At 66.8% G+C, this 26,161-nt stretch carries 17 protein-coding genes; 11 read left to right on the top strand and 6 right to left on the bottom strand.

Features of this window, described 5'->3' with window-relative positions:
- Positions 1-93: 93 nt before the first annotated feature.
- On the bottom strand, positions 94-1,959 hold the full coding sequence (locus tag QZ853_RS10625) for an ABC-F family ATP-binding cassette domain-containing protein (protein ID WP_295572833.1): 1,866 nt from the start codon (positions 1,957-1,959) through the stop codon (positions 94-96).
- A gap of 335 nt (positions 1,960-2,294) precedes the next feature.
- On the opposite strand from QZ853_RS10625, the gene QZ853_RS10620 reads away from it, so the two are divergent.
- On the top strand, positions 2,295-4,682 hold the full coding sequence (locus QZ853_RS10620; RefSeq protein ID WP_295572830.1) for a TonB-dependent receptor: 2,388 nt from the start codon (positions 2,295-2,297) through the stop codon (positions 4,680-4,682).
- Between the two features lie 167 nt (positions 4,683-4,849).
- The gene (gene ybaL / locus QZ853_RS10615; protein ID WP_295572829.1) at positions 4,850-6,547 is read left to right on the top strand and encodes a YbaL family putative K(+) efflux transporter; all 1,698 of its coding nucleotides are present in this window, start codon (positions 4,850-4,852) and stop codon (positions 6,545-6,547) included.
- Positions 6,548-6,989: 442 nt separating this feature from the next.
- On the opposite strand, the gene QZ853_RS10610 is transcribed toward ybaL, so the two are convergent.
- Entirely contained in the window at positions 6,990-8,276 is a 1,287-nt protein-coding gene (locus QZ853_RS10610) for an aminotransferase class I/II-fold pyridoxal phosphate-dependent enzyme (RefSeq protein ID WP_295572827.1), read from the bottom strand.
- Positions 8,277-8,458: 182 nt separating this feature from the next.
- On the opposite strand from QZ853_RS10610, the gene QZ853_RS10605 reads away from it, so the two are divergent.
- The 3 genes from QZ853_RS10605 to QZ853_RS10595 all read left to right on the top strand — a co-directional run bounded on the left by QZ853_RS10605 (position 8,459) and on the right by QZ853_RS10595 (position 11,423).
- Complete coding sequence (locus QZ853_RS10605; protein ID WP_295572824.1) at positions 8,459-9,196, top strand: response regulator transcription factor; 738 nt, start codon at positions 8,459-8,461, stop codon at positions 9,194-9,196.
- Entirely contained in the window at positions 9,193-10,482 is a 1,290-nt protein-coding gene (locus tag QZ853_RS10600; protein WP_295572821.1) for an ATP-binding protein, read from the top strand. Before QZ853_RS10605 ends, QZ853_RS10600 begins: the two co-directional genes overlap by 4 nt.
- 140 nt (positions 10,483-10,622) lie before the next feature.
- On the top strand, positions 10,623-11,423 hold the full coding sequence (locus QZ853_RS10595; protein WP_295572819.1) for a MipA/OmpV family protein: 801 nt from the start codon (positions 10,623-10,625) through the stop codon (positions 11,421-11,423).
- Positions 11,424-11,495: 72 nt separating this feature from the next.
- Here the strand turns inward: QZ853_RS10595 and clpB are convergent, their stop codons facing one another.
- Positions 11,496-14,081, bottom strand: a complete 2,586-nt coding sequence (gene clpB / locus QZ853_RS10590; protein WP_295572817.1) for an ATP-dependent chaperone ClpB — start codon at positions 14,079-14,081, stop codon at positions 11,496-11,498.
- A gap of 253 nt (positions 14,082-14,334) precedes the next feature.
- On the opposite strand from clpB, the gene QZ853_RS10585 reads away from it, so the two are divergent.
- The 4 genes from QZ853_RS10585 to QZ853_RS10570 all read left to right on the top strand — a co-directional run bounded on the left by QZ853_RS10585 (position 14,335) and on the right by QZ853_RS10570 (position 19,821).
- Entirely contained in the window at positions 14,335-14,829 is a 495-nt protein-coding gene (locus QZ853_RS10585; protein ID WP_295572815.1) for a sigma-70 family RNA polymerase sigma factor, read from the top strand.
- Positions 14,819-15,799: a FecR domain-containing protein gene (locus tag QZ853_RS10580; protein ID WP_295572812.1), complete on the top strand. Its 981-nt coding sequence runs from the start codon at positions 14,819-14,821 to the stop codon at positions 15,797-15,799. The genes QZ853_RS10585 and QZ853_RS10580 overlap by 11 nt, the downstream gene beginning before the upstream one ends.
- A gap of 88 nt (positions 15,800-15,887) precedes the next feature.
- Positions 15,888-18,656: a secretin and TonB N-terminal domain-containing protein gene (locus tag QZ853_RS10575; RefSeq protein ID WP_295572810.1), complete on the top strand. Its 2,769-nt coding sequence runs from the start codon at positions 15,888-15,890 to the stop codon at positions 18,654-18,656.
- A 124-nt stretch (positions 18,657-18,780) separates the two neighbouring features.
- Complete coding sequence (locus tag QZ853_RS10570) at positions 18,781-19,821, top strand: cytochrome c peroxidase (RefSeq protein WP_295572808.1); 1,041 nt, start codon at positions 18,781-18,783, stop codon at positions 19,819-19,821.
- An 11-nt stretch (positions 19,822-19,832) separates the two neighbouring features.
- Here the strand turns inward: QZ853_RS10570 and QZ853_RS10565 are convergent, their stop codons facing one another.
- Positions 19,833-20,657 (bottom strand): DUF3014 domain-containing protein, encoded by an 825-nt coding sequence (locus tag QZ853_RS10565; protein ID WP_295572806.1) that lies wholly within the window; start codon positions 20,655-20,657, stop codon positions 19,833-19,835.
- 177 nt (positions 20,658-20,834) lie between these two features.
- Between QZ853_RS10565 and QZ853_RS10560 the strand changes: the two genes are divergently transcribed.
- Positions 20,835-21,305: a hypothetical protein gene (locus QZ853_RS10560; RefSeq protein WP_295572804.1), complete on the top strand. Its 471-nt coding sequence runs from the start codon at positions 20,835-20,837 to the stop codon at positions 21,303-21,305.
- Between the two features lie 102 nt (positions 21,306-21,407).
- A complete protein-coding gene (locus tag QZ853_RS10555; RefSeq protein WP_295572802.1) occupies positions 21,408-22,151 on the top strand; it encodes a glutathione S-transferase in 744 nt (247 codons plus the stop codon).
- On the opposite strand, the gene QZ853_RS10550 is transcribed toward QZ853_RS10555, so the two are convergent.
- Both QZ853_RS10550 and QZ853_RS10545 read right to left on the bottom strand, forming a co-directional pair.
- Complete coding sequence (locus QZ853_RS10550) at positions 22,145-23,755, bottom strand: hypothetical protein (protein ID WP_295572799.1); 1,611 nt, start codon at positions 23,753-23,755, stop codon at positions 22,145-22,147. The two genes, QZ853_RS10555 and QZ853_RS10550, sit on opposite strands and share 7 nt — an antisense overlap.
- A 670-nt stretch (positions 23,756-24,425) precedes the next feature.
- Positions 24,426-26,144, bottom strand: coding sequence for a thiamine pyrophosphate-dependent enzyme (locus QZ853_RS10545; protein ID WP_295572796.1), 1,719 nt, complete (start codon positions 26,142-26,144; stop codon positions 24,426-24,428).
- Positions 26,145-26,161 lie beyond the last annotated feature (17 nt).

Raw genomic sequence — 26,161 nt, 5'->3', positions numbered from 1 at the left:
GGCTGCTCTGTGTCCAATGCCGCGCTGCGTGCGAAAGCCGAGCGTGGCTCGGCTCTACAGAAGAGCCAGTCGGCCGCTGGCCGGCACGACCGGTCAGGACTCCAGCAGCTCCATCCACGCCGCTTCAGCCTTTTCCAGCTGCGCGGCGGCGGTTTCCCGATCGCGGCCAAGCACGGCCATGCGGGTGGCATCGGCGTAGTTGGCCGGGTCGGCCAGCTGCCGGTCCAGTTCGGCCAGTACCCCTTCCAGCTCGGCCACCCTGGCTTCGGCAGCGGCCAGCTTGTGCGGGTTCACCGGCTTCTTCTGCACCACCTGCGCCACCGGCGCGGTCTTGACCACCACCGGCTCTTCCACCTGCTCCATGCGCGCCTTGGTACCCTGTGCCTGAGGGCGGGTACGCAGCCAGGCGGCGTAGGCATCCAGATCGCCGTCGAACGGCTCGACCACGCCATCGGCCACACGCCAGTAGGTATCGCAGACCAGGCCGATCAGGTGGCGGTCATGCGAGACCATCACGATCGCGCCCTCGAAGGTGGCCAGTGCTTCGGCCAGCGCCTCGCGCATTTCCAGGTCGAGGTGGTTGGTCGGTTCGTCCAGCAGCAGTACGTTCGGCTGCTGCCAAGCGATCAGCGCCAGTGCCAGGCGGGCACGTTCGCCACCGGAGAAGCCATCGACCGGCTCGAACGCGCGGTCACCCGGGAAATTCCACTTGCCGAGGAAATCGCGGAACGACTGGTTGGGTGCGTCCGGGGCGATCTCGCGGAAGTGCTCCATCGGCGACTGGCCTTCGTGCAGCGACTCCACCGTGTGCTGGGCGAAGTAGCCGATCTTCAGGTCCGGGTGCGCCATGCGCTCGCCGACGATCGGCGCCAGCTCGCCCACCAGGGTCTTCACCAGCGTGGTCTTGCCCGCACCGTTCGGGCCGAGCAGGCCGATGCGCTGGCCCGCTTCCAGGCCGAAGCCGACGTTGTGCAGGATTACCGCGTCCTTGCCGTAGCCGGCCTCGACGTGGTTCAGGCGGATCAGCGAGAACGGCAGTTTGGCCGGCGGCGCGAACTCGATGCGGAACTCGCGCTCGGCACGCACCGCTTCGGTGCCGGCCAGCTTGGCCAGGCGCTTCATGCGGCTCTGCGCCTGCGCGGCCTTGCTGGCCTGCGCCTTGAAACGGTCGATGAAGCTCTGCAGGTGCGCGCGCTCGGCCTGTTCCTTCTCGTGCGCGATCTGCTGCTGGCGCAGCTGTTCGGCGCGCTGGCGCTCGAAATCGGTATAGCCGCCCGGGTAGAGCTTGGCGCCGCCACCGTGCAGGTGCAGGGTGTGGGTGGCGACGTTGTCGAGGAACTCGCGGTCATGCGAGATCAGCAGCAGGGTACCCGGGTACTTCAGCAGCCACTGCTCCAGCCAGTACACCGCGTCCAGATCCAAGTGGTTGGTCGGTTCGTCGAGCAGCAGCAGGTCGCTGGGCATCATCAGCGCGCGGGCCAGGTTCAGGCGCACGCGCCAGCCACCGGAGAACGAGGACACCGCGCGGTGGTGCGTCTCGGCGGGGAAGCCCAGGCCGTGCAGCAGCTTGCCGGCGCGCGCTTCGGCGTCGTAGGCGCCCATCTCGGCCATCTTCGTGTGTGCGTTGGCCACCGCCTCCCAGTCTTCGCGGGCGGTTGCCTCGGCCTCTTCGGCCAGCACCGCGGCCACCTCGGTATCGCCGCCCAGCACGAAGCTCAGCGCCGGGTCCGGCAGCGACGGAGTTTCCTGGGCCACGCTGGCGATACGGACCTTGCCGGGCAGGTCGACGTCACCCTTGTCGGCCTCCAGCTCGCCCTTCACCGCCGCGAACAGGCTGGACTTGCCAGCACCGTTGCGGCCGACCACACCTACCCGGTAACCGGCGTGCAGGGTCAGGTCGACATTGGACAACAGCAGCCGCTCGCCGCGGCGCAAGGCGAAATTACGAAGGGAGATCATCGGGGGAGGGGTCCATATAACCGGATGGAATGTGCTGGTGAGCACTGTTCCTGCGACGCAATTCTAGCGTTAACGAATACTTGACGCGTCCCGGGATGCGCGGCGGCAGGCCAACTCTCTCCCTCGTCGGCCCCGCGCAGTCCCGGACCCCCACGCCGCGCCACTGCCAGCTGTCGCTAAATGGTTGCTGCTGCAACGTTTTTTCTGACGCCCGGCATTTGACACGCACTGAATATCCCGTTAATTGCTGTATTGCGCACCGCAACAACCGCCGTCCGCCTCACCCCCGTGATGTCGATTCCGGTGCCGCCCCTGCCAACCGGAGCCCCATCCCGATGACCCGCAAGACCAGCCTGATCGCCGCCGCCGTCGCTGTCGCACTCGGTGGCTCTCCGTTCGTCGCCGCTGCCCAGCAGGCCGGCACCGCCGCCAACACCCTGGACACAGTGATCGTCACCGGCACCCGCGTGGCCGACCGCACTGTGGCCGAATCGCAGTCGCCGATCGACATCATTACCCCCGAAACACTGCAGTCCACCGGCACCAGCGAACTGGCCACGGCGCTGTCGCGCGCGCTGCCCTCGCTGAACTTCCCGCGCCCGGCCCTGACCGACGGCACCAGCGGCGTGCGCCCGGCGCAGCTGCGCGGCCTGTCGCCGGACCAGGTGCTGGTGCTGGTCAACGGCAAGCGCCGCCACACCTCGGCGATGATCAACGTCAACGGCAGCATCGGCCGTGGCTCGTCGGCGGTGGACATCAACGCGATCCCGATCGCTGCCATCGAGCGCGTGGAAGTGCTGCGCGACGGCGCGTCGGCACAGTACGGCTCGGACGCCATCGCCGGCGTCATCAACATCGTGCTCAAGGGCAGTGGCCGTGGCGGCAGCCTGGCGGTGGACTACGGCCAGTACTCGGCCGGCGACGGCAACAAGTACCAGCTGTCCGGCGATACCGGCGTCGAGTTCGGCAACGGCCGTGGCCGTGTGCACGTGGCCGGCCAGATCAGCCAGCAGGACGAGAGCAACCGCGCCGGCCCGTACCGCGGCACCACGCCGAATACCGGCAACTTCCCGAGCATCGGCCAGAAGACCTTCATCGTCGGCGACCCGCGCGTGGATGCCACCGCCGCCTCGGCCAACGCCAGCTTCGACTTCAGCGACCACGTGACCGGCTACGCCAGCGCGCTGCTCAGCAACCGCGACATCACCTCGTTCGCGTTCTACCGCTCGCGCAACCACAGCGGGCAGAGCGCGCTGCTGGCGCAGACCTACCCGGATGGCTACGTGCCGGAGATCAACCAGTATTCCAAGGACCGTTCGCTGGTGGCCGGGGTCAAGGGCAACACCGACAACGGCTGGACCTGGGACCTGAGCCTGAACCATGGCGAGAACACCCTCGATTTCCACACCCGCAACAGCATCAACTACAGCCTCGGTGCGACCAGTCCGCGCTCGTTCTACGACGGCACGCTGAAGTACCAGCAGGACATCTTCAACGCCGACCTGACCAAGTCGCTGGACTGGGGCCTGGCCTACCCGGTCACGCTGTCCTTCGGTGGTGAGTACCGCAAGGAGAAATGGGACCAGAAGCCGGGCGAGCTGAACTCGTACACCGGGAGCGGCGCGCAGGGCTTCGCGGGCTTCACCCCGACCAATGAAGTGCATGCCGACCGCCACAACTACGCGGTCTATGCAGGCCTGGAAGCGGACCTGACCGAGAAGTTCTCGGCGGGCATCACCGGCCGCTACGAGGACTACTCGGACTTCGGCGACCGCTTCTCCGGCAAGCTGTCGGCGCGCTACGCGTTCACCGACAAGGTCGCGCTGCGCGCTACCGCGTCCAGTGGCTTCCGTGCACCGTCGCTGGCGCAGCAGGGTTACCAGGCCGTCACCAGCCAGTTCCTCAATGGCGTGTTCGTTGAACGCGGCACCTTCCCGACCACCAGCCCGGCCGCGCAGGCGCTGGGCGCCTCGCCGCTGAAGGCCGAGACCTCCACCTCCTACAGCCTGGGCCTGGTGCTGCAGCCGGTGGACCGCCTGTACATCACCGTCGATGCCTACCAGATCGACATCGATGACCGCATCGCGCTGTCGTCCAGCATCACCACCAACGCCGCCACCAGCGCGCTGCTGGGCACCCTCGGCCTGCCGCAGGTGACCGCGTTCTCGTACTTCACCAACGGCCTGGATACGCGCACCCGCGGCGTCGACTTCGTGTCCAGCTACACGGTGCCGTTCAGTGCCAGCAGCCTGGAACTGACCGCCGCCTACAGCTACAACGACACCGAAGTGCGCCGCGTCAGCGGCACCCCGGCGGTGTTTGGCACGCTGGGCCTGACCCAGTCGCTGATCGGCCGTGATGAGATCGGCCGCATCGAGGACAGCTACCCGCGCGACAAGGCGATCCTGAGCAGCACCTGGCGTTCGGACCACTGGGAACTGGGCTTGGCGGCGACCCGCTACGGCAAGTTCACCGTGCGCAACTCGGCCACCGCGCTGCGCGACCAGACCTACGGCGATGCCTGGGTCGTGGATGCCTCGGCCAGCTACAAGCCGAGCAGCAACTGGACCCTGACCGTGGGCGCCGACAACCTGCTGGACAAATACCCGGACCGCACCGAAGACCTGCAGAATTCCACCTTCGGCATGCTGCCGTACAGCAACTACTCGCCGTTCGGCTTCAACGGCGCGTATGTGTACGGGCGGATCAAGTACACTTGGTAAGCGGCAGTGCCGGCCGCTGGCCGGAATACCCTCGCCGCATATCCAGTAGAAGGCGGGGGTAGAAATGCGTGGGCAAACCCGCCGGCCACGGCACGTGGCCGGCGGGTTTGCCGTATCTGGCCTCATCGGTGAAAATCGGGGCATCCCCCCGATTTCTGCGAGTGCCGATGCACCATGACACCGACCTGATCAACATCGTGGCCGTTGGCCTGGGGCTCGCCTTCATCTTTGGCGCGCTGGCCAACAAGCTCCGCTTGTCTCCCCTGGTCGGTTACCTGGTTGCTGGCATCTGTGTAGGCCCGTTCACCCCCGGCTTCGTCGCTGACCAGGCGCTGGCCAATCAGCTGGCCGAGCTGGGTGTGATGCTGCTGATGTTCGGCGTCGGCCTGCATTTCTCGCTGAAGGACCTGATGGCGGTCAAGGCCATCGCCATCCCCGGTGCCATCGGCCAGATCGCAGTCGCCACCCTGCTCGGCTGGGGTGTGGCCTCGCTGATGGGCTGGCCGGCCATCCATGGCGTCATCTTCGGTTTCTCGCTGGCCACCGCCAGTACCGTGGTGCTGCTGCGGGCGATGGAGGAACGCCGCCTGCTGGAAACCATGCGCGGCAAGATCGCGGTCGGCTGGCTGATCGTGGAAGACCTGGCCTGCGTACTGGCGCTGGTGATGATGCCGGTGATGGCCGGCGTGTTCGGTCCCGATGCGGCCAAGGAATCGCACTCGCTGGGCAGCGTGCTGGCCGACATCGGCTGGACGTTCGTGCAGCTGGGCCTGTTCGTGGCGGTGATGCTGGTGGTCGGCCGCCGGGTCATCCCGTGGATCCTCGAACGCATCGCCGGTACCGGTTCGCGCGAACTGTTCACCCTGTCGGTGCTGGCGATCGCGCTGGGCGTAGCGTTCGGCTCGGCCATGCTGTTCGGTGTCTCGTTCGCGCTGGGCGCGTTCTTCGCCGGCATGCTGCTCAACGAATCGGAATTGAGCCACAAGGCCGCGACCGATTCGCTGCCGCTGCGCGACGCATTTGCGGTGCTGTTCTTTGTGTCGGTCGGCATGCTGTTCGACCCCAACATCCTCATCCAGCATCCGTGGCAGGTGCTGGCCACGGTGCTGATCATCATGTTCGGCAAGTCGGCCGCCGCCTTCTTCATCGTGCGTGCATTCGGCCACCCGACCAGCACCGCGCTGACCATCTCGGCCAGCCTGGCGCAGATCGGCGAGTTCGCCTTCATCATCGCCGGCCTCGGCGTGGCTCTGCAGATCCTGCCGAAGGAAGGCCAGTCGCTGGTGCTGGCCGGTGCGCTGGTGTCGATCATGCTCAACCCGCTGGTGTTCGGCCTGCTCGACCGCTGGCAGGCCAAGCAGGAGCAGCAACCGCAGGCACCGGAGCCGCCGGAGGCCATCGGCCCGTCCCGCGACCTGCATGGCCACGCCATCGTGATCGGTTACGGCCGCGTCGGCAGCGAGCTGGCGCAGGTGCTGCGTGATCGCGGCGTGCCGGTGCTGGTGATCGATGACAACAAGGAACATGTCGAACAGGCGCATGCCAAGGGCCTGGCGGCGATCCGCGGCAGTGCCGCCGCCGACCGGGTGCTGGCCGAGGCCCATCCGGAGCGCGCCAAGATCGCGGTGCTGGCGATTCCGCAGCCGCTGGAAGCCGGTGAGGCGCTGGCCAAGCTGCGCGCGATCAACCCGGACCTGACCCTGCTGGCACGCGCGCACAGCGATGCCGAAGTGAAGCATCTGCTGGAACACGGCGCCGATGGCACGGTGATGGCCGAGCGCGAGCTGGCCTATTCGCTGGCGGAGATGATCATGTCCACGCCGCCGTACCGGAATCTGGGGCAGCACAGCATTCCGGTGGTGTGAGGGGTGTGGGTGCGGCAGGGCTTGCAGCCCTGCACCTGCCAAGGCAACGGCAAAAGCAAAAGCTGACTATCCGTGGGATGGCGGGGCGGGTCCGGTTGCAGGGGACGCCGTGAATCCGTCCATGGAGGCTCGGTCGCGCCATCCATGGCGCTCACGCCCCTGCAACCGGACCCACCCCGCCTTCGACAGATTCCTGCGATCTGTCGGAACGGCGTTCTGCCTTGGCAGGTGCCGACCTGGGTCGACACGTCGGCGCAAGGCTCAGATCCGTTTTCCACAGGAAAACGGATCTGACCCCGGAAACAAAAAAATCCCCGGTCGACCCGCATCGACCGGGGATCTGGATCGCCACGTTGCCACGCCTTGGAGAGGCAGTTCCACCGTAGCGCATCGCGGCACCGGTGGTGATCGCCTGTGGCGATATGCACCAAGCGCGCGGCTATCAGGCGCCCGCCAGCGCCTGCTCCAGGTCCGCGCGCAGGTCGCCGATGTGTTCGATGCCGATCGACAGCCGCACGGTGTCCTCGCTCACACCCGCTTTGGCCAGTTCAGCGGCATCCAGCTGGCGATGGGTGGTGGACGCTGGATGGGTCGCCAGCGATTTGGCGTCACCCAGGTTCACCAGCCGGGTGAACAGCTTCAGCGCATCGAGGAAACGTGCGCCTGCCTCGCGGCCGCCGGGCAGGCCGAAGGTCAACACGCCCGAGCCGTGCCCGCCAAGGTAGCGCTGTGCGGCAGCATGTTCCGGATCGTCGGCCAACCCGGCGTATCGCACCCAGGCAACCTTGTCATGCGCCTGCAGGTACTGCGCGACGGCCAGTGCGTTGGCGTTGATGCGTTCCATGCGCAGGGCCAGGGTCTCGATGCCCTGCAGGATCAGGAACGCATTGAACGGCGACAGCGCCGCACCGGTATTCCGCAGTGGCACCACCCGCGCGCGGCCGATGTAGGCGGCAGGGCCCAGTGCTTCGGTGTAAACCACGCCGTGGTAGCTGGGATCGGGCTGGTTGAGGCGGGCAAAACGCTTTGGCTGCGCGGCCCAGTCGAAACGCCCCGAGTCGATGATTGCACCGCCCAGGCTGTTGCCGTGGCCGCCCAGGTACTTGGTCAATGAATGCACCACGATGTCGGCGCCGTGCTCGAACGGGCGCAGCAGGAACGGTGTGGCCACTGTGTTGTCGACGATCAGCGGCACGCCGGCGGCATGCGCGACCTCGGCGATGGTGGCGATGTCGGTGACGTTGCCGCGCGGGTTGCCGATCGATTCGACGAACACCGCCTTGGTGCGGTCGTCGATCAGCGCAGCGAACGCAGCTGGATCGGCAGGATCGGCGAAACGCGCCTGGATACCGTACTGCGGCAGCGTGTGCGCCAGCAGGTTGAGGCTGCCGCCGTACAGCGCGCTGGAGGCGACGATGTTGTCACCGGCTTCGGCAATGGTCTGGATGGCATAGGTGATCGCGGCCTGTCCCGAGGCCAGCGCGAGTGCGCCGATGCCACCTTCCAGGGCGGCCAGGCGCTGCTCCAGCACGTCGGTGGTGGGGTTCATGATGCGGGTGTAGATATTGCCTGGCACCTTCAGGTCGAACAGGTCGGCCCCGTGCTGGGTGTCATCGAAGGCGTACGCAACCGTCTGGTAGATCGGCACCGCCACCGCGCGGGTGGTCGGGTCGGGACGGTAGCCGCCGTGCACGGCCAGGGTTTCCAGTTGCCACTGCGGGTCGCTCATTGCGCCAGGCTCCATCCGGGGAAACCGCCACCATAGGCCAGCCGGGGCGTGGCACTGAGAGCCGCTGGCGATGACGTCCGTACCGCCGGTTATCAGGTTGGCCGCGATTCAGGCAGCGGTCATGGGCCGTTGCTAGGCTTCGCCGCCGGGCGCTCCTGCCCGGGCACGGAGGCCCAACGCGCATGCAGCCATCCCCTTGGACACCCGCCGCCAGCGGCACACCCACCCAGGTCCTGCTGGTGGAAGATGATCGTCGCCTGGCCGAACTGGTCAGCGACTACCTGCACGAGCATGGATTTGCCGTGCAGCACATCGCTCGTGGCGACCTGGCTGGCGCGGCCTGCCGCCAGCATGCGCCGGAGCTGGTGGTGCTGGACCTGATGCTGCCCGGCCTCGGCGGCATCGACGTATGCCGACAGATCCGCAGCTTCTCCGATGTGCCGATCCTGATGCTGACCGCCTGCGAGGACGATATCGAGCAGGTACTGGGCCTGGAATCGGGCGCCGACGATTACGTGCACAAGCCGATCGAACCACGCCTGCTGCTGGCGCGCCTGCGCGCGCTGCTGCGCCGCCGCCACGGCAGCAGCAACACCGGCACGCCCTGCCGACTGATGCATGGTGAACTGCTGATCGACCGCATGCAGCGCGAGGTGCATCTGCATGGCCAGCCGGTAGACATGGGCACCACCGAATTCGAGATCCTGTGGCTGCTGGCCAGCCAGCCGGGGCAGATCCTGTCGCGCGACCAGATCCTGCAGGCGGTGCGCGGCATCGGCTTCGACGGCCTGGACCGTAGTGTCGATGTCAGCATCGGCAAGCTGCGCCGCAAGCTGGGCGATGACGCGCGCGAACCGCGGCGGATCAAGACCGTGTGGGGCCGCGGCTACCAGTTCAACCCGTCGGCCTGGACCGCATGAAGCGGCTGTTCCTGTGGTTGTGGTTTGTCACCGGTGCCTGCTTCCTGGTGTCGGTGTTTTTCCTCAACCACATCCTGGACGGCATCTACACGCCCGTGCAGGATCGCGTGTTCGTCGAGCAAGTGCGCGGACAGGTATACGCCCTGCGCAGCGGCCTGGCGGGCCTGGACGCCGGCCAGCAGCGCGAGCGCCTGCAGCAGTGGCAGCCCCACTATGGCATCGCCCTGACCCTGCTCGCCACGCCTCCCGCGCTCGACGCGCAGGAACAGGCAGCCGTAAAGGCCGATGGCTTCATCGTGCGCGATCAGTACCAGCAGGTGCTGCTGCCCATCGAGGGCATCCATGGGCGCTGGTTGCACCTGCGCCTGCCTGGCGCGGTGCAGATGACAACGTACATGACCATTGCCGCCTACCTCAGCATCCTGCTGCTGGTCGGTGCCAGCCTGTATGCGTGGGTACGCCTGCTCTGGCGCGACCTGGAAGCGCTGCGCCTGCACGCCGACCGCATCGGCGCCGGCGATCTGCAGGCACGCGCCCAGGTCTCGCCGCGCTCTCAGATCCGGGTCATCGTCGACCATTCCAACCGCATGGCCGCACGCGTGGCCGAACTGGTGCAGCGCCAGCGCGACCTGACCCATGCGATCTCGCACGAACTGCGCACGCCGATCGCGCGCGTGGCATTCGGCCTGGACCTGATGCAGGACAGTGATGATCGCGAACGCCGTGCACGGCTGGCACAGGGGCTGCATGGCGATCTGGCCGAACTCAACCGGCTGGTCAGCGAACTGCTGGCCTATGAGCGTCTGGAGCATCCCAGCGAAGGCGAGCCGATGCAGCGCATCGAAGCCGACGACTGGCTGCAGGCCTGTCTGGCCGATGCACGCCGTGATGCCGAACGCGGCGGCGTGGTCCTGCGCGTGCAGCCCAGTGCGTTGCCACGGGTGGATGCCGAGCCGCGCCTGCTGCAGCTGGCACTGAGCAATCTGGTGGGCAATGCGCTGCGCCACACGCATTCGCAGGTGGAAGTCTCGCTGGTCGGCGTCGGCGGCCGGGCCTGCCTGCGTGTGGATGACGACGGCCCCGGCATCGCCGAAGCCGATCGTGAGAAGGTGATGCGTCCATTCACCCGCCTGGACGACAGCCGCAGCCGCGATACCGGCGGCTTCGGCCTGGGCCTGGCCATCGTCAACCGCATCGCCGCCCGACACGGCGGCGAGCTGCGCATCAGCCGCGCCACGCTGGGCGGCGCGCGCCTGGAAATGCACTGGCCGCTGGCTGCCAGCTGAACGCCCACGGGCACGATTACAGTTGCTTACAACTCCCGCACAACTGCGGACGGATCGGTCGCCGGCGTATCGCCACGCTAGCGACCCTGCAGCACTCGCCGGATGCGCGCGCTGCTTTCCTCCCATTGTCGAGAGTTTCCATGTCCCTGCTTCGCCGTTCCCCCGCCCTGTTCTGCCTGGCCCTGTTGCCGCTGTTCGCCGCCCCGATCGCCCACGCCAAGGATGACCACTGGACCTTCGAGGTCGCTGCCGGCGGTGGCGTGGCGCCGCGCTACAGCGGCAGCGAGGAGTATCGTGCGACGCCTTCGCTGTCCTTTGATGTCACCTCGCCGGGAGGCTGGTTTCTGGGCACCAGCGGCATCGGCTGGGGCACCTCCATCGGCGAGCACACCCGCGTGCGGGCCTACGTCGGCGCCAGCGGCATCCGCAAGGAAAAGGACTCCCTGCTCGGTGGTTCCGACTTCCTGCGCGGCATGGGTGATATCGATACCCGTCCCCTGGTCGGCGTCTCGGCTGGTTTTACGCTGGGCGAAGCCGTGCTGAGCGGTTCCTGGCAGTTCACCCGCAAGGATGAGGACAAGGCCGAGAACGGCCTGGCCACCCAGCAGGTGCACTTGAACCTGACCATGCCCCTGTTCGACCTGGCCGGTGGCGTGGTCAGCGGCAGTGTCTCCACCGACTACGGCAACCGCGGTTACATGGAGACCTGGTACGGCGTCAGCCCGGAACAGGCGGCGCGTAGCGGCTTTGCCCAGCACAAGCCAAAGGCCGGCCTGGTCAGTGCCGGTATCGGCCTGAAGTGGAGCCACCGCGTGGGCCGCAACGGCAACTGGTACATCTCGGCCGAAGGCACGCGCCTGCTTGGCGATGCCGCCGACAGCCCGATCGTGCAGAAGGCGAACCAGTTCGGCTTGATGAGCGGTTATACGCACCGCTTCTGAGTGAGCGCCGGGCATGGCCCGGCGTACTTCGCAGGAAACGGGGCGCTGCGATCAGGCAGCGCCCCGCATGATTCACGCCTTGGCGAACACCAGGTTACCGCCGTCGTTGCCGACTTCGATGGTGTCGCCGTTGACGAAGGCGCCGGACAGGATCTGCTGCGCCAGCGGGTTTTCCAGCTGCGACTGGATCGCACGCTTCAACGGGCGCGCGCCGTACACCGGATCGAAGCCGACGTTGCCGAGCAGGTCGAACGCCGCATCGGACACTGCCAGCTTCAGCCCGCGCTCGGCCAGGCGCTTCTCCAGGCCACGCATCTGGATGCGCGCGATCTGCTTGATCTGCTGCTTGTCCAGCGGGTGGAACACCACGATGTCGTCCAGGCGGTTGATGAACTCCGGGCGGAAGTGCGCCTGCACCACGCCCATCACCGCCGCCTTCATCTGCGTGTAGGCCTCCGGGCTGTCGTCGGCGCTCATGTCCTGGATCTGGTGCGAGCCCAGGTTCGAGGTCATCACGATGACGGTGTTGCGGAAGTCCACGGTACGGCCCTGGCCATCGGTCAGGCGGCCATCGTCGAGCACCTGCAGCAGGATGTTGAACACATCCGGATGCGCCTTCTCCACTTCGTCCAGGAGGATCAGCGAGTATGGGCGACGGCGCACGGCCTCGGTCAGGTAGCCACCTTCCTCGTAGCCGACGTAGCCCGGGGGCGCACCGATCAGGCGGGCGACGCTGTGCTTCTCCATGAATTCGCTCATGTCGATGCGGATCATCGCGTCGGCACTGTCGAACAGGAACTCGGCCAGCGACTTGCACAGTTCGGTCTTGCCGACGCCGGTCGGGCCGAGGAACAGGAACGAGCCGGCCGGACGGTTCGGGTCGGACAGGCCGGCACGCGAGCGGCGCACGGCATCGGAGACGACCTTGATCGCTTCCTCCTGGCCGACCACACGGTTGTGCAGCACCTCTTCCATGCGCAGCAGCTTGTCGCGCTCACCTTCGAGCATCTTGTTGACCGGGATGCCGGTCCAGCGCGACACGACTTCGGCGATCTCCTCGTCGGTGACCCGGTCCTGCACCAGCTTGAAGTCCTTGTGCTCGGCTTCCTGCGCCGCGGCCAGCTGCTTTTCCAGCTGCGGCAACAGGCCGTACTGGATCTCGCTCATCTTGGCGAAATCCTGGCGGCGCTGCGCAGCCTCCAGCTCCAGCTTGGCCTGCTCGACCTGTTCCTTGATCTTGGTGGCGCCCTGCAGCGCGGCCTTCTCCGACTTCCAGATTTCATTGAGGTCGGAGAACTCGCGCTCCAGCCCGTCGATGTCGTTCTCGAGATCGGCCAGGCGCTGCCGCGAGGCCTCGTCCTTCTCCTTCTTCAGCATCTCGCGCTGGATCTTCAGCTGGATCACCCGGCGTTCCAGCCGATCCAGCTCCTCCGGCTTGGAGTCGATCTCCATGCGCAGGCGCGAGGCGGCCTCGTCCATCAGGTCGATGGCCTTGTCCGGCAGCTGGCGGTCGGTGATGTAGCGGTTGGACAGCGTCGCAGCCGCCACGATGGCCGGGTCAGTGATCTCAACGCCGTGGTGCACCGCGTACTTTTCCTTCAGCCCGCGCAGGATCGCGATGGTGTCCTCCACCGACGGCTCACCGACGAAGACCTTCTGGAAGCGGCGCTCCAGTGCAGCGTCCTTCTCGATGTACTTGCGGTATTCGTCCAGCGTGGTGGCACCAATGCAGTGCAGCTCGCCACGCGCCAGCGCCGGCTTCAGCATGTTGCCGGCATCCATCGCGCCATCGGCCTTGCCGGCGCCGACCATGGTGTGCAGTTCGTCGATGAACAGGATGATCTGGCCTTCGTTCTTGGCCAGATCGTTGAGCACGCCCTTCAGGCGTTCTTCGAACTCACCGCGGAACTTGGCACCGGCGATCAGCGCGCCCATGTCCAGCGACAGCACGCGCTTGCCGCGCAGGCCTTCGGGAACTTCGTCATTGATGATGCGCTGGGCCAGCCCTTCGACAATGGCAGTCTTGCCCACGCCGGGCTCGCCAATCAGTACCGGGTTGTTCTTGGTCCGGCGCTGCAGCACCTGGATGGTGCGGCGGATTTCCTCGTCACGGCCGATCACCGGATCGAGCTTGCCGCTCTCGGCACGCGCGGTCAGGTCGATGGTGTACTTCTCCAGCGCCTGCCGCTGTTCCTCGGCATTCTCCGACTGCACGTTCTCGCCGCCACGCAGCTTGTCGATCGCGGCCTGCAGGCGGGTCTTGTCCGCACCGGCGGCACGCAGTGCCATGCCCAGCGTGCCGCCATCGTCCAGCGCCGCCAGCACGAACCACTCGCTGGCAATGAAGGCATCACCGTGCTGCTGGGCCAGCTTGTCGGTCTGGTTCAGCAGGCGCCCCAGGTCGTTGCCCATCGAGACATTGCCGGCCTGGCCGGACACCTTCGGCAGCGCGTCCAGTGCTTCGGTCAGGCGCTCGCGCAGGACCGGTACGTTCACGCCGGCCTGGGCCAGCAGCGGGCGCGTGCTGCCGCCCTGCTGGTCCAACAGCGCACTGAACAGGTGAACCGGTTCGATGATGCTGTTGTCGCGGCCCACGGCCAGCGACTGTGCGTCTGCCAGCGCCTGCTGGAAACGCGAGGTGAGCTTGTCCATCCGCATTGCGAATCCTCATCGGTCATCAGGGCCGGCCCGCGCCGGCAATGCTGGAAAGATGCGGTTGCCCCACCCTGTTTCAAGGGTGGCTGCGACTGCACCCCGAGGCCAGTCAGCCAGTGGCCAGCATGCCGCACCGCATGTTGCCGCCGCGTTGATCCAGCGCAAGCCACTGCGCGCCTGGCACTGGAATCCGAGCATCGCGGGTGCGATACTTGCGAATCATTCTCATTTCTATCAAGGCCACACATCCTCTTTCATGGGCCCCCGACACGAACAACTGGGCATGCTGTACCGCGACCATCGTGTCTGGCTGCACGGCTGGCTGAGCGGACGCGTGGGCAATCGCGACGTGGCCGACGATCTCACCCAGGACACCTTCGCGCGGCTGTTGCACGGGCGCGATCTCGCAGCCCTGCGTGAGCCGCGTGCGTTCCTGACCACGGTCGCGCGCGGGCTGGCCGCCAACTGGTTCCGCCGCCAGGCGCTGGAACGCGCCTACCTGGAATACCTGGCACAGGTGCCGGAGCCGGTGCAGCCCTCGCTGGAAGAACAGGCGCTGGTGCGTGAGGCCCTGCAGCAGATCGATGCGATGCTGGACGGGTTGCCGGCAATGGCGCGCCGGGTGTTCCTGCTGGCGCAGTTCGACGGGCTTCGCTATGAGGCCATCAGCGATCAGCTGGGGCTGTCGCTGTCCACGGTGAAGCGGCACATGAAACGGGCGCTGATGGGCTGCCTTGCGCATGCCGGCTGAGACCGCCACCGCACCGGCCCTTCCGCCACGCGCACTGGAACAGGCTGCCGACTGGCTGATGCGCCTGCACGAAGACGGCAGCGCGGTGCAGCGCGCACGGTGGCAGCACTGGCACGATGCCGATCCCGACCATGCACGCGCGTGGCAGCGCGCGGAACGCTTGCTGGCGTTGAGCGGGCAGGTTCCATCGCCACTGGCCCACAGCGCACTGCAGCGCGCGCCCTCGCCCGGCCGCCGTGCGCTGCTGCGTGGTGTCGCCGCACTGCTGGTTGCTCCGCTGGGAGGCTGGCTGGCCTGGCGCCTGTACGACGATGCCGCCTGGAATGCCAGCGTGCGCACCGCCATCGGCGAACGCCGCCGCCACATGCTGGACGATGGCAGCGTGCTGCAGCTGGACACCGACACCGCCGTGGACATCGCCTTCGATGGCCAGCAGCGCCTGCTGCGGCTGCGACATGGCCAAGTGCTGATTAAGACCGTGCCCGACCCGCAGCAGCCTGCCCGGCCGTTCGTGCTTGCCAGTCCGGCAGGGCGCATGCAGGCCCTGGGCACGCGCTTCAATGTGCAGCAGACCGGCGCGGCCACCGTGTTGGCGGTGCTGGAAGGGGCGGTACGGGTCGTGCTGGCGGAGACGCAGCAGCAACGCGTCATCGAGGCTGGGCGGCAGGTGGCCTTCCACGCGGATGCCTTCGCGCCGGTGCATGCCATCGCACCGGCCGTCGACGCCTGGCGCCACGGCATGCTGGTGGTCGATGCACAGCCCCTGCGCCGCGTGCTTGAACAGTTGGGGCGCTATCAATCCGGCTGGCTGGGCTGTGACGATGCGATCGCATCCCAGCAGGTGTCCGGCGCGTTTCCGGTGGATGACCCGGCCCGCAGCGTAGCCATGCTGGCCGCCCTCTACGGCTTGGACATACAGCGCGGACCGGCCGGACTGTGGACCCGGCTGCGCGCCGGAACGCCACGCTGACCGGCCCGCATCGCCAGCAGTGACACTTTTTCCACGCTCGGGTGGCAAAGGGAGTGAATCCTTTCCTTGCGTGCCCTCCATGCCCTCGATGACCCGACCCTTCCGGCTCAGCCTGCTGGCCATTGCCCTGACGACCACGCCCGTGTTCGCCCATGAGGCTCCGATGCAGGCCGTTGCCGCTACCGCACAGGCCGCCAGCCCGCTCGGCCTGGCCCTGAGCACCTTCGCCGCCCAGCGTGGCATCGCCCTGTCCTTCGACCCGGCGCTGGCCGCCGGACGCATGGCGCCGGCACTGTCGGGCACCTTCAGCACCGAACAGGGCTTTGCTCGGCTGCTGGCGGGTACCGGCCTGCGCCTGCAGCCTGGCGCAGGCGGCAGCTACACGCTGCAGGCAGCGGGCAACGCAGTGCCGATGGCAGCAGCACGGAAGACCTTGCCGCTGCGCGTGAGTGGTGAGGTCCAGCCGTTCCGCTATGCCGAAGGCCTGCGCCTGGACCAGGACTACATGCATGCCCAGACCACCGGCAACGGTGACATCGGGCGCCTGCTGCGGATCAACCCCGCCGTCCAGTTCGACAACGCCCAATCGAGCAGCTTCACCCCCGGCGACATCTCTCCGGCCAATGTCAGCATCAACGGTGCGCCGTTTTACCAGAATGCCTTCGTGGTCGATGGCATGAACTTCAACAACGACATCGATCCCGGTGGCGACCCGTCCCCTTACCGCCTTGCGACCGCCCCGGGCAACAGCCAGGCCTTCGCCCTGGACACCGACCTGCTGGCCGACCTGACGGTGCTGGACAGCAACGTCCCGGCCGCCTACGGCGGTTTCAGCGGTGGCGTCATTGAAGCCAACGTCCGCACGCCTAAGGACGCCTTCTCCGGCAGCGTTTCCTACCAGACCACGCGCTCGTCCTGGACCCGCTACCTGCTGGATGAAAGCATGCGCGAGGACTATGCCAATGCGTCCTCGTGGGGCGATGGCCAACCCGAGTTCACCAAGGAAACCTGGCGTGCCACGCTGGAAGGCAAGGTGACCGATACGCTGGGCGTGCTGGCCAACTTGACCCGCAAGCGCTCCACGATTCCCACCTACTTCTATTCCGCTCACCTGGTCGACAGCTACGGATCGGAGCGCGAAGTGCAGCGCCAGCGCTCGGACCAGGCGATGGTGAAAACGGTCTGGGAGGCCAGCGATCGGTTGACCGTCGATGCGTCCTTCACGCACGCGCCATCGGAAAACCAGCTGTTCCGGTCGAACATCCGCGGCGCCGGCGTGCGCATCGACAGCGGCGGCACGATGATCAACCTGGGAGGCACCTGGCAGGCGGACTGGGGCACGATCAACCAACGTCTGAGCTGGAGCAGCACCGAGCAGTCACGTGATGCCCAGAGCGATGACCACTTCACCTGGCTGCGCTCGACCAGCAAGGACTGGGGCACCAACGCATCCACACTGGAAGGCGAGTTCGGTGACATCGAACAACGGCAGCGACGCCTCACCTACAGTGCGCAGGCACAGACCCACGCCTTCGATCTTGGCGATGGCGTCCATCAGCTGACCACCGGCGTGGAGCTGACCCGGCAACGGTTCGACTATCGCCGCCTGACCGAGAACAGCACCTACACCACGCCAGCGCGTACCACGACCTGCACGCTGAACACAGGCGAGATCGATACTGCCTGCAACATGGGCCTGACCACGCTGGCGGGCTGGCCCGGTCAGTACTTCACCCGCCGCACCCGCTACGCCACCGGCCACATCGGCTTCAACGTGGAGAGCTTCGCTGCGCACATCGACGACGACATGCGTTACGGCGCTGTCTCGATCCGACCGGGTCTGCGCATCGAGCGCGACAGTTACATCGGCCAGACCACGGTGGCTCCTCGCTTTGCGCTGAGCTGGGAGCCGCGCGACGGCACCCTGCTGACCCTGGGCGCCAACCGCTACTACGGCCGCAACATGGCCACCTGGAAGCTTCGCGACGGCGTCAACCAGCTGCGCTACAACAACGAACGCCGGACCAGCCTCAACAGCCCATGGACCACGGGCACGCGGGCCGGCAATGACACCTACTTCAACATCGGCAAGGTGGGTTACGCAGATGAACTGATGCTGGCGTGGCGGCAGGACTGGGCGGGCTGGCGCTTCAACCTGAAGGCGGTCAACCGTCGGCTGCGCGACCAGGTCATCAACGTGAGCGGGCGCATCACCGGCATCACGCCGGACGATCCCGCGCTGGCCAGCAACTACAGCACCTGGTCCAGCACCGGCAGCGGCCTGAGCAACATCTACTCGTTGACCGCGCAGCCGCTGCACGGCTGGTCTGCCGGGGCCACGCATACTCAAGCGCTGTTCTCGCTGGACTGGACCGACGTGCGCAAGGCGGTGCCGTTTTACGACGACAGCGCTGACCTGTTCTACCTGAACCCATGGATCCGCTACGACGGCCGCTACGTGCGCTACCAGCAGAAACCGGCCAATAACTACACCCGTCCATGGACGGCGCGCATGAACACCATTACCCGCATCGCGCCGCTGGAACTGACCGTGACCAACATGCTGGTCTATTCGGCCGGCTATCGAAGGATCGCCAGGACACTGCAGACCGAGATGTACCAGGGCGAGCGCATCGACGTGTGGGAAGAGCGACAGTACTCCCCATCGCTCACCTGGAACGCCCGGCTGGGCTGGCAACGTGAACTGTCTGCACAGCGGGGAACGGTCTACGCCAACGTGGACATCACCAACCTGCTGAACCGCCGCAACGTCCACGGCGCATCTTCCGCCGTTGGCAATGCACCGCTGTATGACATCGGCCGTCAGTTCTGGCTGGAAGTGGGTTACCGCTACTGACCGCGTCGTGCCGATGACCGCTGTACCGCCCCTCGGCATGCGCGCCCATCGGCGCTTGTGGCTGGTCCTGCCCGTCGCCGCCCTCTTGCTGGGCGGCGCGGGCATGCCTGCGCCCGCGCGTGATATGCCGTGCCCCGACGTGCTGCCTGCGCGGCCGGAAGGCGCCTGCCTGCGCGCCCTGTACAGCGGGCCCAGCGCAAGCTGGCCCGCGCCCGACGTGGAGCCCGGCGTGGTCTGGCAGGAGCTGGCCCCGCTGCCATCGGCGGTGGACCCCGAGGACAACCCCGCTACGCCAGCCAAGGTGGCGCTGGGTCGTCGGCTGTTTTTCGACCCGATCCTGTCGAAGTCGCGGCAACTCGCCTGCGCCAGCTGCCACGACCCGGACCTGGGCTGGGCCGATGGCCGCCGTGTGTCATTCGGGCACGACCGTCGCCCCGGTCGCCGCAATGCACCGAGCGTCGCGGCTAGTGCGCACATTGCGCCGCTGTTCTGGGATGGCCGCGCCACCACGCTGGAGCAGCAGGCCCTGCGCCCCATCGCCGATCCGATCGAGATGGGATTCACCACGCAGGGCGCGGTGCGCCGCCTGCGCGGTGATGCGTCCTACCGCTACGCGTTCAACGAAGTGTTTGCGCAGCCACGCATCGATGCCGCCCAGCTTGGCCAGGCCATCGCCGCCTTCGAGCGCAGCCTGTCCCCGCGCAACAGCCGCTTTGATCGCTTCCTGCGTGGCAATGCGCGTGTGCTGGACGATGCCCAGTTGCGTGGCCTGCACCTGTTCCGCACCCAGGCCGGCTGCATGAACTGCCATAGCGGGGCGGCGCTCACCGACAACGGCTTCCACAACCTGGGCCTGCATTTCCATGGGCGCGCACGGCAGGACCTGGGGCGTTACGCGGTGACCGGCGATCCCGCCGACAGCGGCCGCTTCCGTACCCCCTCGCTGCGCGGTGTTGCAGCTACTGCACCGTACATGCACAACGGCATGATCCCGAGGTTGTCCGGGGTACTGGCGTTCTACAACGTCGGCGGCGCCCGGCCACGTGCGCCGGCCGACCTGCCGGCCAACGCCGCACCCTTCCCGGAACCCGACCCGTTGCTGCGTCCCCGCGGGCTCAGCAGGCAGGATCTGCAGGACATCGAAGCCTTCCTGCAGGCCCTTTGACGGCCGCCGGCTCAACCACGCGTGATCGCACTGCGGATCGCCTGCAACTGCTGCTTGACCGCCCGCGCCTGCGCCGGATCCATGCGCAGCAGCGCCTTCTGGCCGATCGATCGCGACTGCAGGGTCGCATCGACGAAGCGGTAGCGGCCCCGCTCATCGCGCTGCACCAGCGGCGCCTGCGCCAGGTCCGGGGTCTCCAGCAGGTGATCGATCACCGCGACCAGGCGGTCGTTGAAGTAACCCTCAGGCCGCCCCAGGTCCACATAGGCCTGCTGGATCAGCGGATAGAAGCGCTTGTACGCGGTAGCCGTCGCCGCCGGATCCATCGCGGTGAATGCCTGCACATAGGGCGTGTAGCGTGCCCCGTTGCTGGCAGCGATCCGCTCGCCGTCCTCAGCGGACTCGACCTGCAGACTGCCCGGCAGCGGCCGTGCGGCCAGCGCGGTGGGCGGCACACTGGGCTTGTCCAGATTGTCGACCTGGGTGACCAGGCGCTGGATCAGGTGATCGCGCAGCAGCAGGGTCAGCGGCCCCTCGCCCTGGAACAGCTGGCTGAGCGCGCCCCAGGCTGCGGCATCGCTATCGGCCAGCTTCGGCAGCGCCGGGTCGGCGGCGGCCTCGGTATCCAGCGGATGTTTGATCGGGGCTGACGCCGGCGCGGGTTCCGCAGCGGCCGTCGGTTGCGGCGGTGCGCGGGTGGCGTCAGGAGTCGATTGCACCGGCACCGGGACACCGTCTGCCAGGCTTTTCAGTTGATCGCGGAACAGCCAGCCACCCGCGCCACCGATCACCACCACGCCCAACACCCAGGGCCATACCGCCTTTCCGCTCTGCATGACGCATCACCTCATCGTTTCACCTGCATGGACAGGGTGTGACCCGGCTGATTTCCGAGGGTTCCCCACCCGTTGCGGTGCGGTTCGGAAAACGCGTTGACAGCGCCGTGCGGCGGACGGCCCAATGAACAGTCCTGCCCCCTCGACGAACGACCTATGGAGCTTCGCCCGGAACCCGTGCCTTTCCGCATCAGCACGCTGGACCTGACGCTGGTGTATCGCGAGCAGAACGCGAGCGCACAGGTGAACGTGGAGGCACAGACGTTGGAGGACTATGCAGCGCAACCGGAGATGCGCTACCGCTCGTTGCAGGTGGATTTCGAACTTGTCCATGAAGCGCGCTGCCGGGGCGGCAATCTTCATGAGATGCGCCACGGCGAGATCGTCGAGGGAGCCGCACCAGCCGATGAAACCGCATATTGGCGGCGAACCGGTCTTTGCCCGTTCCCCGGCCTCTACCGGGTCATCGACGATCCTGGCCTTGCAGCGCTGCTCGCGCACTACGATCCTCGCAATGTCCACGACCTGCAGCTTTTCATCCTTGCCGCACATGACAGCTACGTTGAGGTCCTGGCCAAGGGATATCGCTACACGCTGGCTGGCAGCGTCAATGAGCACGACATCATCACCATCGTGCCATCGGACTGAACACTCCGCCGTCCAATGCCCAATACCAGGCAGGCATCGCACTCACGCGCGCTTTGCGTGGGTAGCGCGACGCTATGCGTCCTGTCCTGAGGAGGCACTCCCATGCAGTACGCGCTGTACTACTGGACCGGCATCCAGGGCCGCGGTGAATTCGTGCGCCTGGCACTGGAAGACGCGGGGGCCGATTACATCGACATGGCGCGGGTACACGGCGATGCGGTAATGCACCCGTTTCTGGATGGTGGAAGCGAAGGCATGCAACCGTTCGCGCCGCCGTTCCTGAAGGCCGGCCGGCAGGTGATCGCTCAGGTCGCGGCCATCCTCGATTTCCTCGGCCCAACGCTGGACCTGGTGCCGCAGGCGGCCTCGCGGCGGATGCAAGCGCTGCAAGTGCAGCTGACCATTGCCGACCTGGTGGCCGAGGTGCACGACACCCACCACCCCATCGCGGCCTCGAAGTACTACGAAGAACAGAAGACCGAAGCCAAGGCGCGGGCGGTCTCGCTACGCGATGAACGCCTGCCGAAGTTCCTTGGTTACTTCGAACAGGTACTGGCCGCCAACGGCGGCCGCCACGCACTGCGTGAGCATTCCTATGTGGATCTGTCGCTGTTCCAGCTGCTGAGCGGGCTGGACTACATGTTCCCGCGCCGCATGCAGGCCCTCGGCCCCACCCTGCCCCTGCTGCGTGCGCTGCAGGAGCGGGTGGCGAAGCGGCCGAACATCGCCGCCTACCTGGCCTCGGAACGAAGGGTGCCGTTCAACACCAACGGCATCTTCCGCCATTACCCGGAGCTGGATTCCGGACAGTATCGCCGGGCCATGCGCGGCGTCCCCGGTCAATGATCGGTGCCGTCACCCAGCGGTTTCACCGGTTGCTTCTGCAGCGACAACAATCCCAGCAGCACCGCCAGTGCCACGTAGGCGCCCGCGAACTGCCAGCTGATGATGCGCGCCAGGCCTTCCAGATCCCACGGCAGGTAGATGCCGCCGCGCGGGTCCACCGAATGGATCAGGCCGAACAGGGTCAGCAGCGCCGCCACCAGCAGGAAGCAGCAGGCGCGGCGCAGGCGGCCATCCACCATCGCCGCCACCGCCGAGATCCACAGCATTGACGTGATGATGAAGCCGTTGCCGAGGGTGAAGATCACCGCCAGTTCCGGCAGGCCGTGGCCGTCGAGCTTGGTCAGCAGCTGCGGCAGTTGGTCCGGTGCGATCCAGCCCGGCGCCTTGATCGCCAGCAGGTAGGCCACCGACGGCAGGAAACCGAACACCATCGCACCGGTATGGTGGCGCGGCGTGGCCTGGAACGCCTGGGTGGTGATGTCAATCGCCACGTACACGATGATCGGCGCCAGTACCGCCAGCGGCAGCCACTGCACCAGCCCGGAGATGATGCCGAGCATGCCGCCGATGCCGACGAACAGGCCGGTGAGCAGCGTATAGCCGCTGCGTGCGCCCATGTGCTTGTACGCCGGCTGGCCGATGTACGGTGTGGTCTGCGCAACGCCGCCGCAGACACCGGCCACCAGCGTCGCCACCGCTTCCACCAGCAGGATGTCACGGGTGCGATAGTCATCGCCGGCCGCACGTGCGCTCTCGGAGACGTTGATGCCACCGACCACCATCAGCAGGCCGAACGGCAGCAGCAACGGCAGGTAGGTCATCGCCGTGGGCAGGCCTTCAAGGAAGCCCAGCGTCGGCAGCGGCAGCACCACCTGCGGTGGCACCCATTCCGGCACATGGAAGCCCGGTGCACCCAGTCCGGCCACGCCCAGGCCGTAATACAGCACGGTGCCGAACACGAAGGCCAGCAGCACGCCGGGGCCACGCACCGGCAGCTTGCCCTTGGCGATCAGCACATACAGCAGCAGGCCCAGCGTGGTGAAGCCGACCAGCGGCGAGCGCAGCGTTTCCAGCAGTGGCAGCAGGCCCATCAGCACCAGCGCGATGCCGGCAATGGAGCCCAGCAGCGCCGCGCGTGGCAGCGCGCGGGTGACCGCTTCGCCGAAGAACGACAGCACGAACTTGAGCACGCCCATGATGACCAGCGCGGCCATGCCCAGCTGCCAGGTGGCGATGCCTGCCGCGTGCGGGTCCAGGCCCTGCTGCTTGAAGGCGATGAAGGCCGGGCCAAGCACCAGCAGGGCCATGCCAATGCTGGTCGGCGCGTCCAGGCCCAGCGGCATGGCGGTGACATCGTCGCGGCCGGTGCGCGCGGCCAGGCGCCGTGCCATCAGCGTGTACAGCAGATTGCCGACCAGCACGCCGAAGGCGGTGCCGGGGAACATGCGACCGAACACCACGTCGGCGGGGAACTGGAAGATCCCGACCAGGGCCATGGCAATGAAGCCGAGGATGGACAGGTTGTCGACGACCAGGCCGAAGAAGCCGTTGAAGTCGCCGGAGACGAACCAGCGACGCGGTGCGGCGGAAGCGGGAGCGGACATGGAAGGGGCGGTGGGGGTGGGGACCGCCGATGGTAGGCCCAGCGGGGCCCGGGCGCCAATTCCACGGTGGAATGATGGGTTCCAGCCAACGGCGGGGCCCCTCGTGCCTGGGCGCGAATCGCAAGTTTCCGGGCTGGCCCGGGGCGGGTGGGCGTCGCGGGGGACGCCGTGAACCCATCCTCGGGGCTTGGCCGCAGCATCCATGCCGCGGACACCCCCGCGACGCCCACCCGCCCGGCCTCTGACAGTTCCCTGCGTGTGCCAGCCACGGAAGAGAATCAAAAGATCAAAAGCAAAGGCAGGCTCTCGTTGTTGCGCCGAACCCATGCTCGGCTGATATACGCGAGGCTTCTGAGCCGAGCATGGCTCGGCTCTACAGAAGATCATTCCGATCATTCGTTCGTTCATCCACGCACGGCGTGGATCTACCGTGTCGAGCAAGATCGACACCCACCAACAGCAGCGGAAGATTGCCGAGGGCGGGGTGGGTCCGGTTGCGGGGGCGTGAGCGCCATGAATGGCGCGATCGAGCTTACAAGGACGTACTTGCAGCGTCCCCCGCAACCGGACCCACCCCGCCATCCCACGGAATGCCCGCTGTTGCTGTTGCTTCGGCTGTTGCCTTGGCCTCTGCGGGTGCAGGGCGCAGCCCAGCATCCAGCCCCAACCCTCACTTCTTCAGGAAGTTGTCCACCAGCAGATGCTTCACGTCGTCGAAGCGGCCATTCAACACCGCCTTGGCGGCATACAACGCGGTACCGGCCACCTGCTTGGCTTCGATCTGCGGCGGCATCACCAGCTCTGCGCGGCTGGTGTGCACGTCCAGCAACGCCGGGCCGCGTTGCGCGAGGAAATCCTGCACCGCTTCCTCCAGATCCTCACTGCGGGTCACGGTGCGGCCGTGGAAGCCGATCACTTCGGCCAGGCGGCCGAAATCCGGGTTCTTCAGATCGGTGTAGTTGTCCAGCAGGCCTTCCACCTTCTGTTCCAGCTCGACGAAGTTCAGCGAGCCGTTGTTGAACACCACCACCTTGATCGGCAGGTTTTCCTGCACCGCGGTCAGCAGATCACCGAGCAGCATCGCCAGGCCACCATCGCCGGACAGCGAGATCACCTGCCGGCCCGGGAACGCTTTCTGCAGGCCCAGTGCCTGCGGCATCGCGTTGGCCATCGTGCCGTGAAGCAGGCTGGTCAGCGTCCGGCGGCGACCATTGACACGGATATGCCGCAGTACCCACACCATCGGCGAGCCGCCGTCGGCGGTGAACAGCGCGTCGTCTGCGGCGTACTTCGACAGCAGCGCAGTCAGGTGCTGCGGATGGATCAGCTCACCCTCGCCCGGCTGTTCTTCCTGCTCGCGCTTCTTCAGGGCCTTGTCGCGGCGCACGATGCACTCATCGAGGAACGTGCTGTCCTCGCGCGGCGGCAGCATCGGCAGCAGCGCGTCCAGCGTCGGTGCGATATCACCGACCACGCCCAGACTCACCGGGTGGCGACGGCCAAGGTGGCTGCCGTCGCGGTCGACCTGGATGATCGTCGCCTTGTCCGGATAGAACTGGCCCCACGCGAAGTCGGCGCCGAGCAGCAACAGCGTGTCGCATTCCATCAGCGTGTGGAAGCCGGACTCGATGCCGAAAATACCGGTCATGCCCATGTTGTACGGGTTGTCCGGCTCGACGAAATCCTTGGCGCGCGAGGTGTGCGCGACCGGCGCCTGCAGGCGTCGTGCCAGCTCCAGCAACTGCGCGTGCGCACCCTGGCAGCCGGCGCCGGCATAGATGCCGATGCGCTTGCCCTGCCCCAGCAGTTCGGTGATGCGTTGCAGTTCTGCGTCTGAAGGGCGCAGTACGGGCTGGGTGTAGTGCACCGAGAACGGCACATCGTGCTTCACCTCGGCCTGGCTGATGTCGGCCGGCAGGATCACCACTGCCACGCCGCGGCGGCTGATCGCTGCCTGGCAGGCCAGGGTCACCACACGCCGCGCCTGCTCGGCACTGTGCACCTGCTCGCAGAACACCGAACAGCTGGCGTACACCGCCTTGAAGTCCACTTCCTGGGGGAATTCCATGCCCAGCTCGCTGGTCACCACCTGACTGGCGATCAGCACCATCGGCGCGCGGTTGCGGTTGCTTTCGAACACGCCATTGATGAAGTGCAGGCTGCCGGGCCCGCAGGACCCGGCACAGGCGGTCAGCTCACCACTGACCAGCGAATCGGCGCCGGCAGCGAAGGCGGCCACTTCCTCGTGGCGTACGTGCACCCACGCGATATCGCTGCCATGCATCGCATCGGTCACGTGGTTGAGCGTATCGCCGACGATGCCGTAGCAACGTCGAACGCCAGCCTGCTGCAGGGCATCCACCACGATTTCGGCCACGCGCTTGCTCATCGGATACATCCTCGAAC

The organism is uncultured Stenotrophomonas sp. (assembly GCF_913778665.1).
Lineage (GTDB): Bacteria > Pseudomonadota > Gammaproteobacteria > Xanthomonadales > Xanthomonadaceae > Stenotrophomonas.
This window is presented reverse-complemented; position numbering and strand designations above follow the sequence as displayed.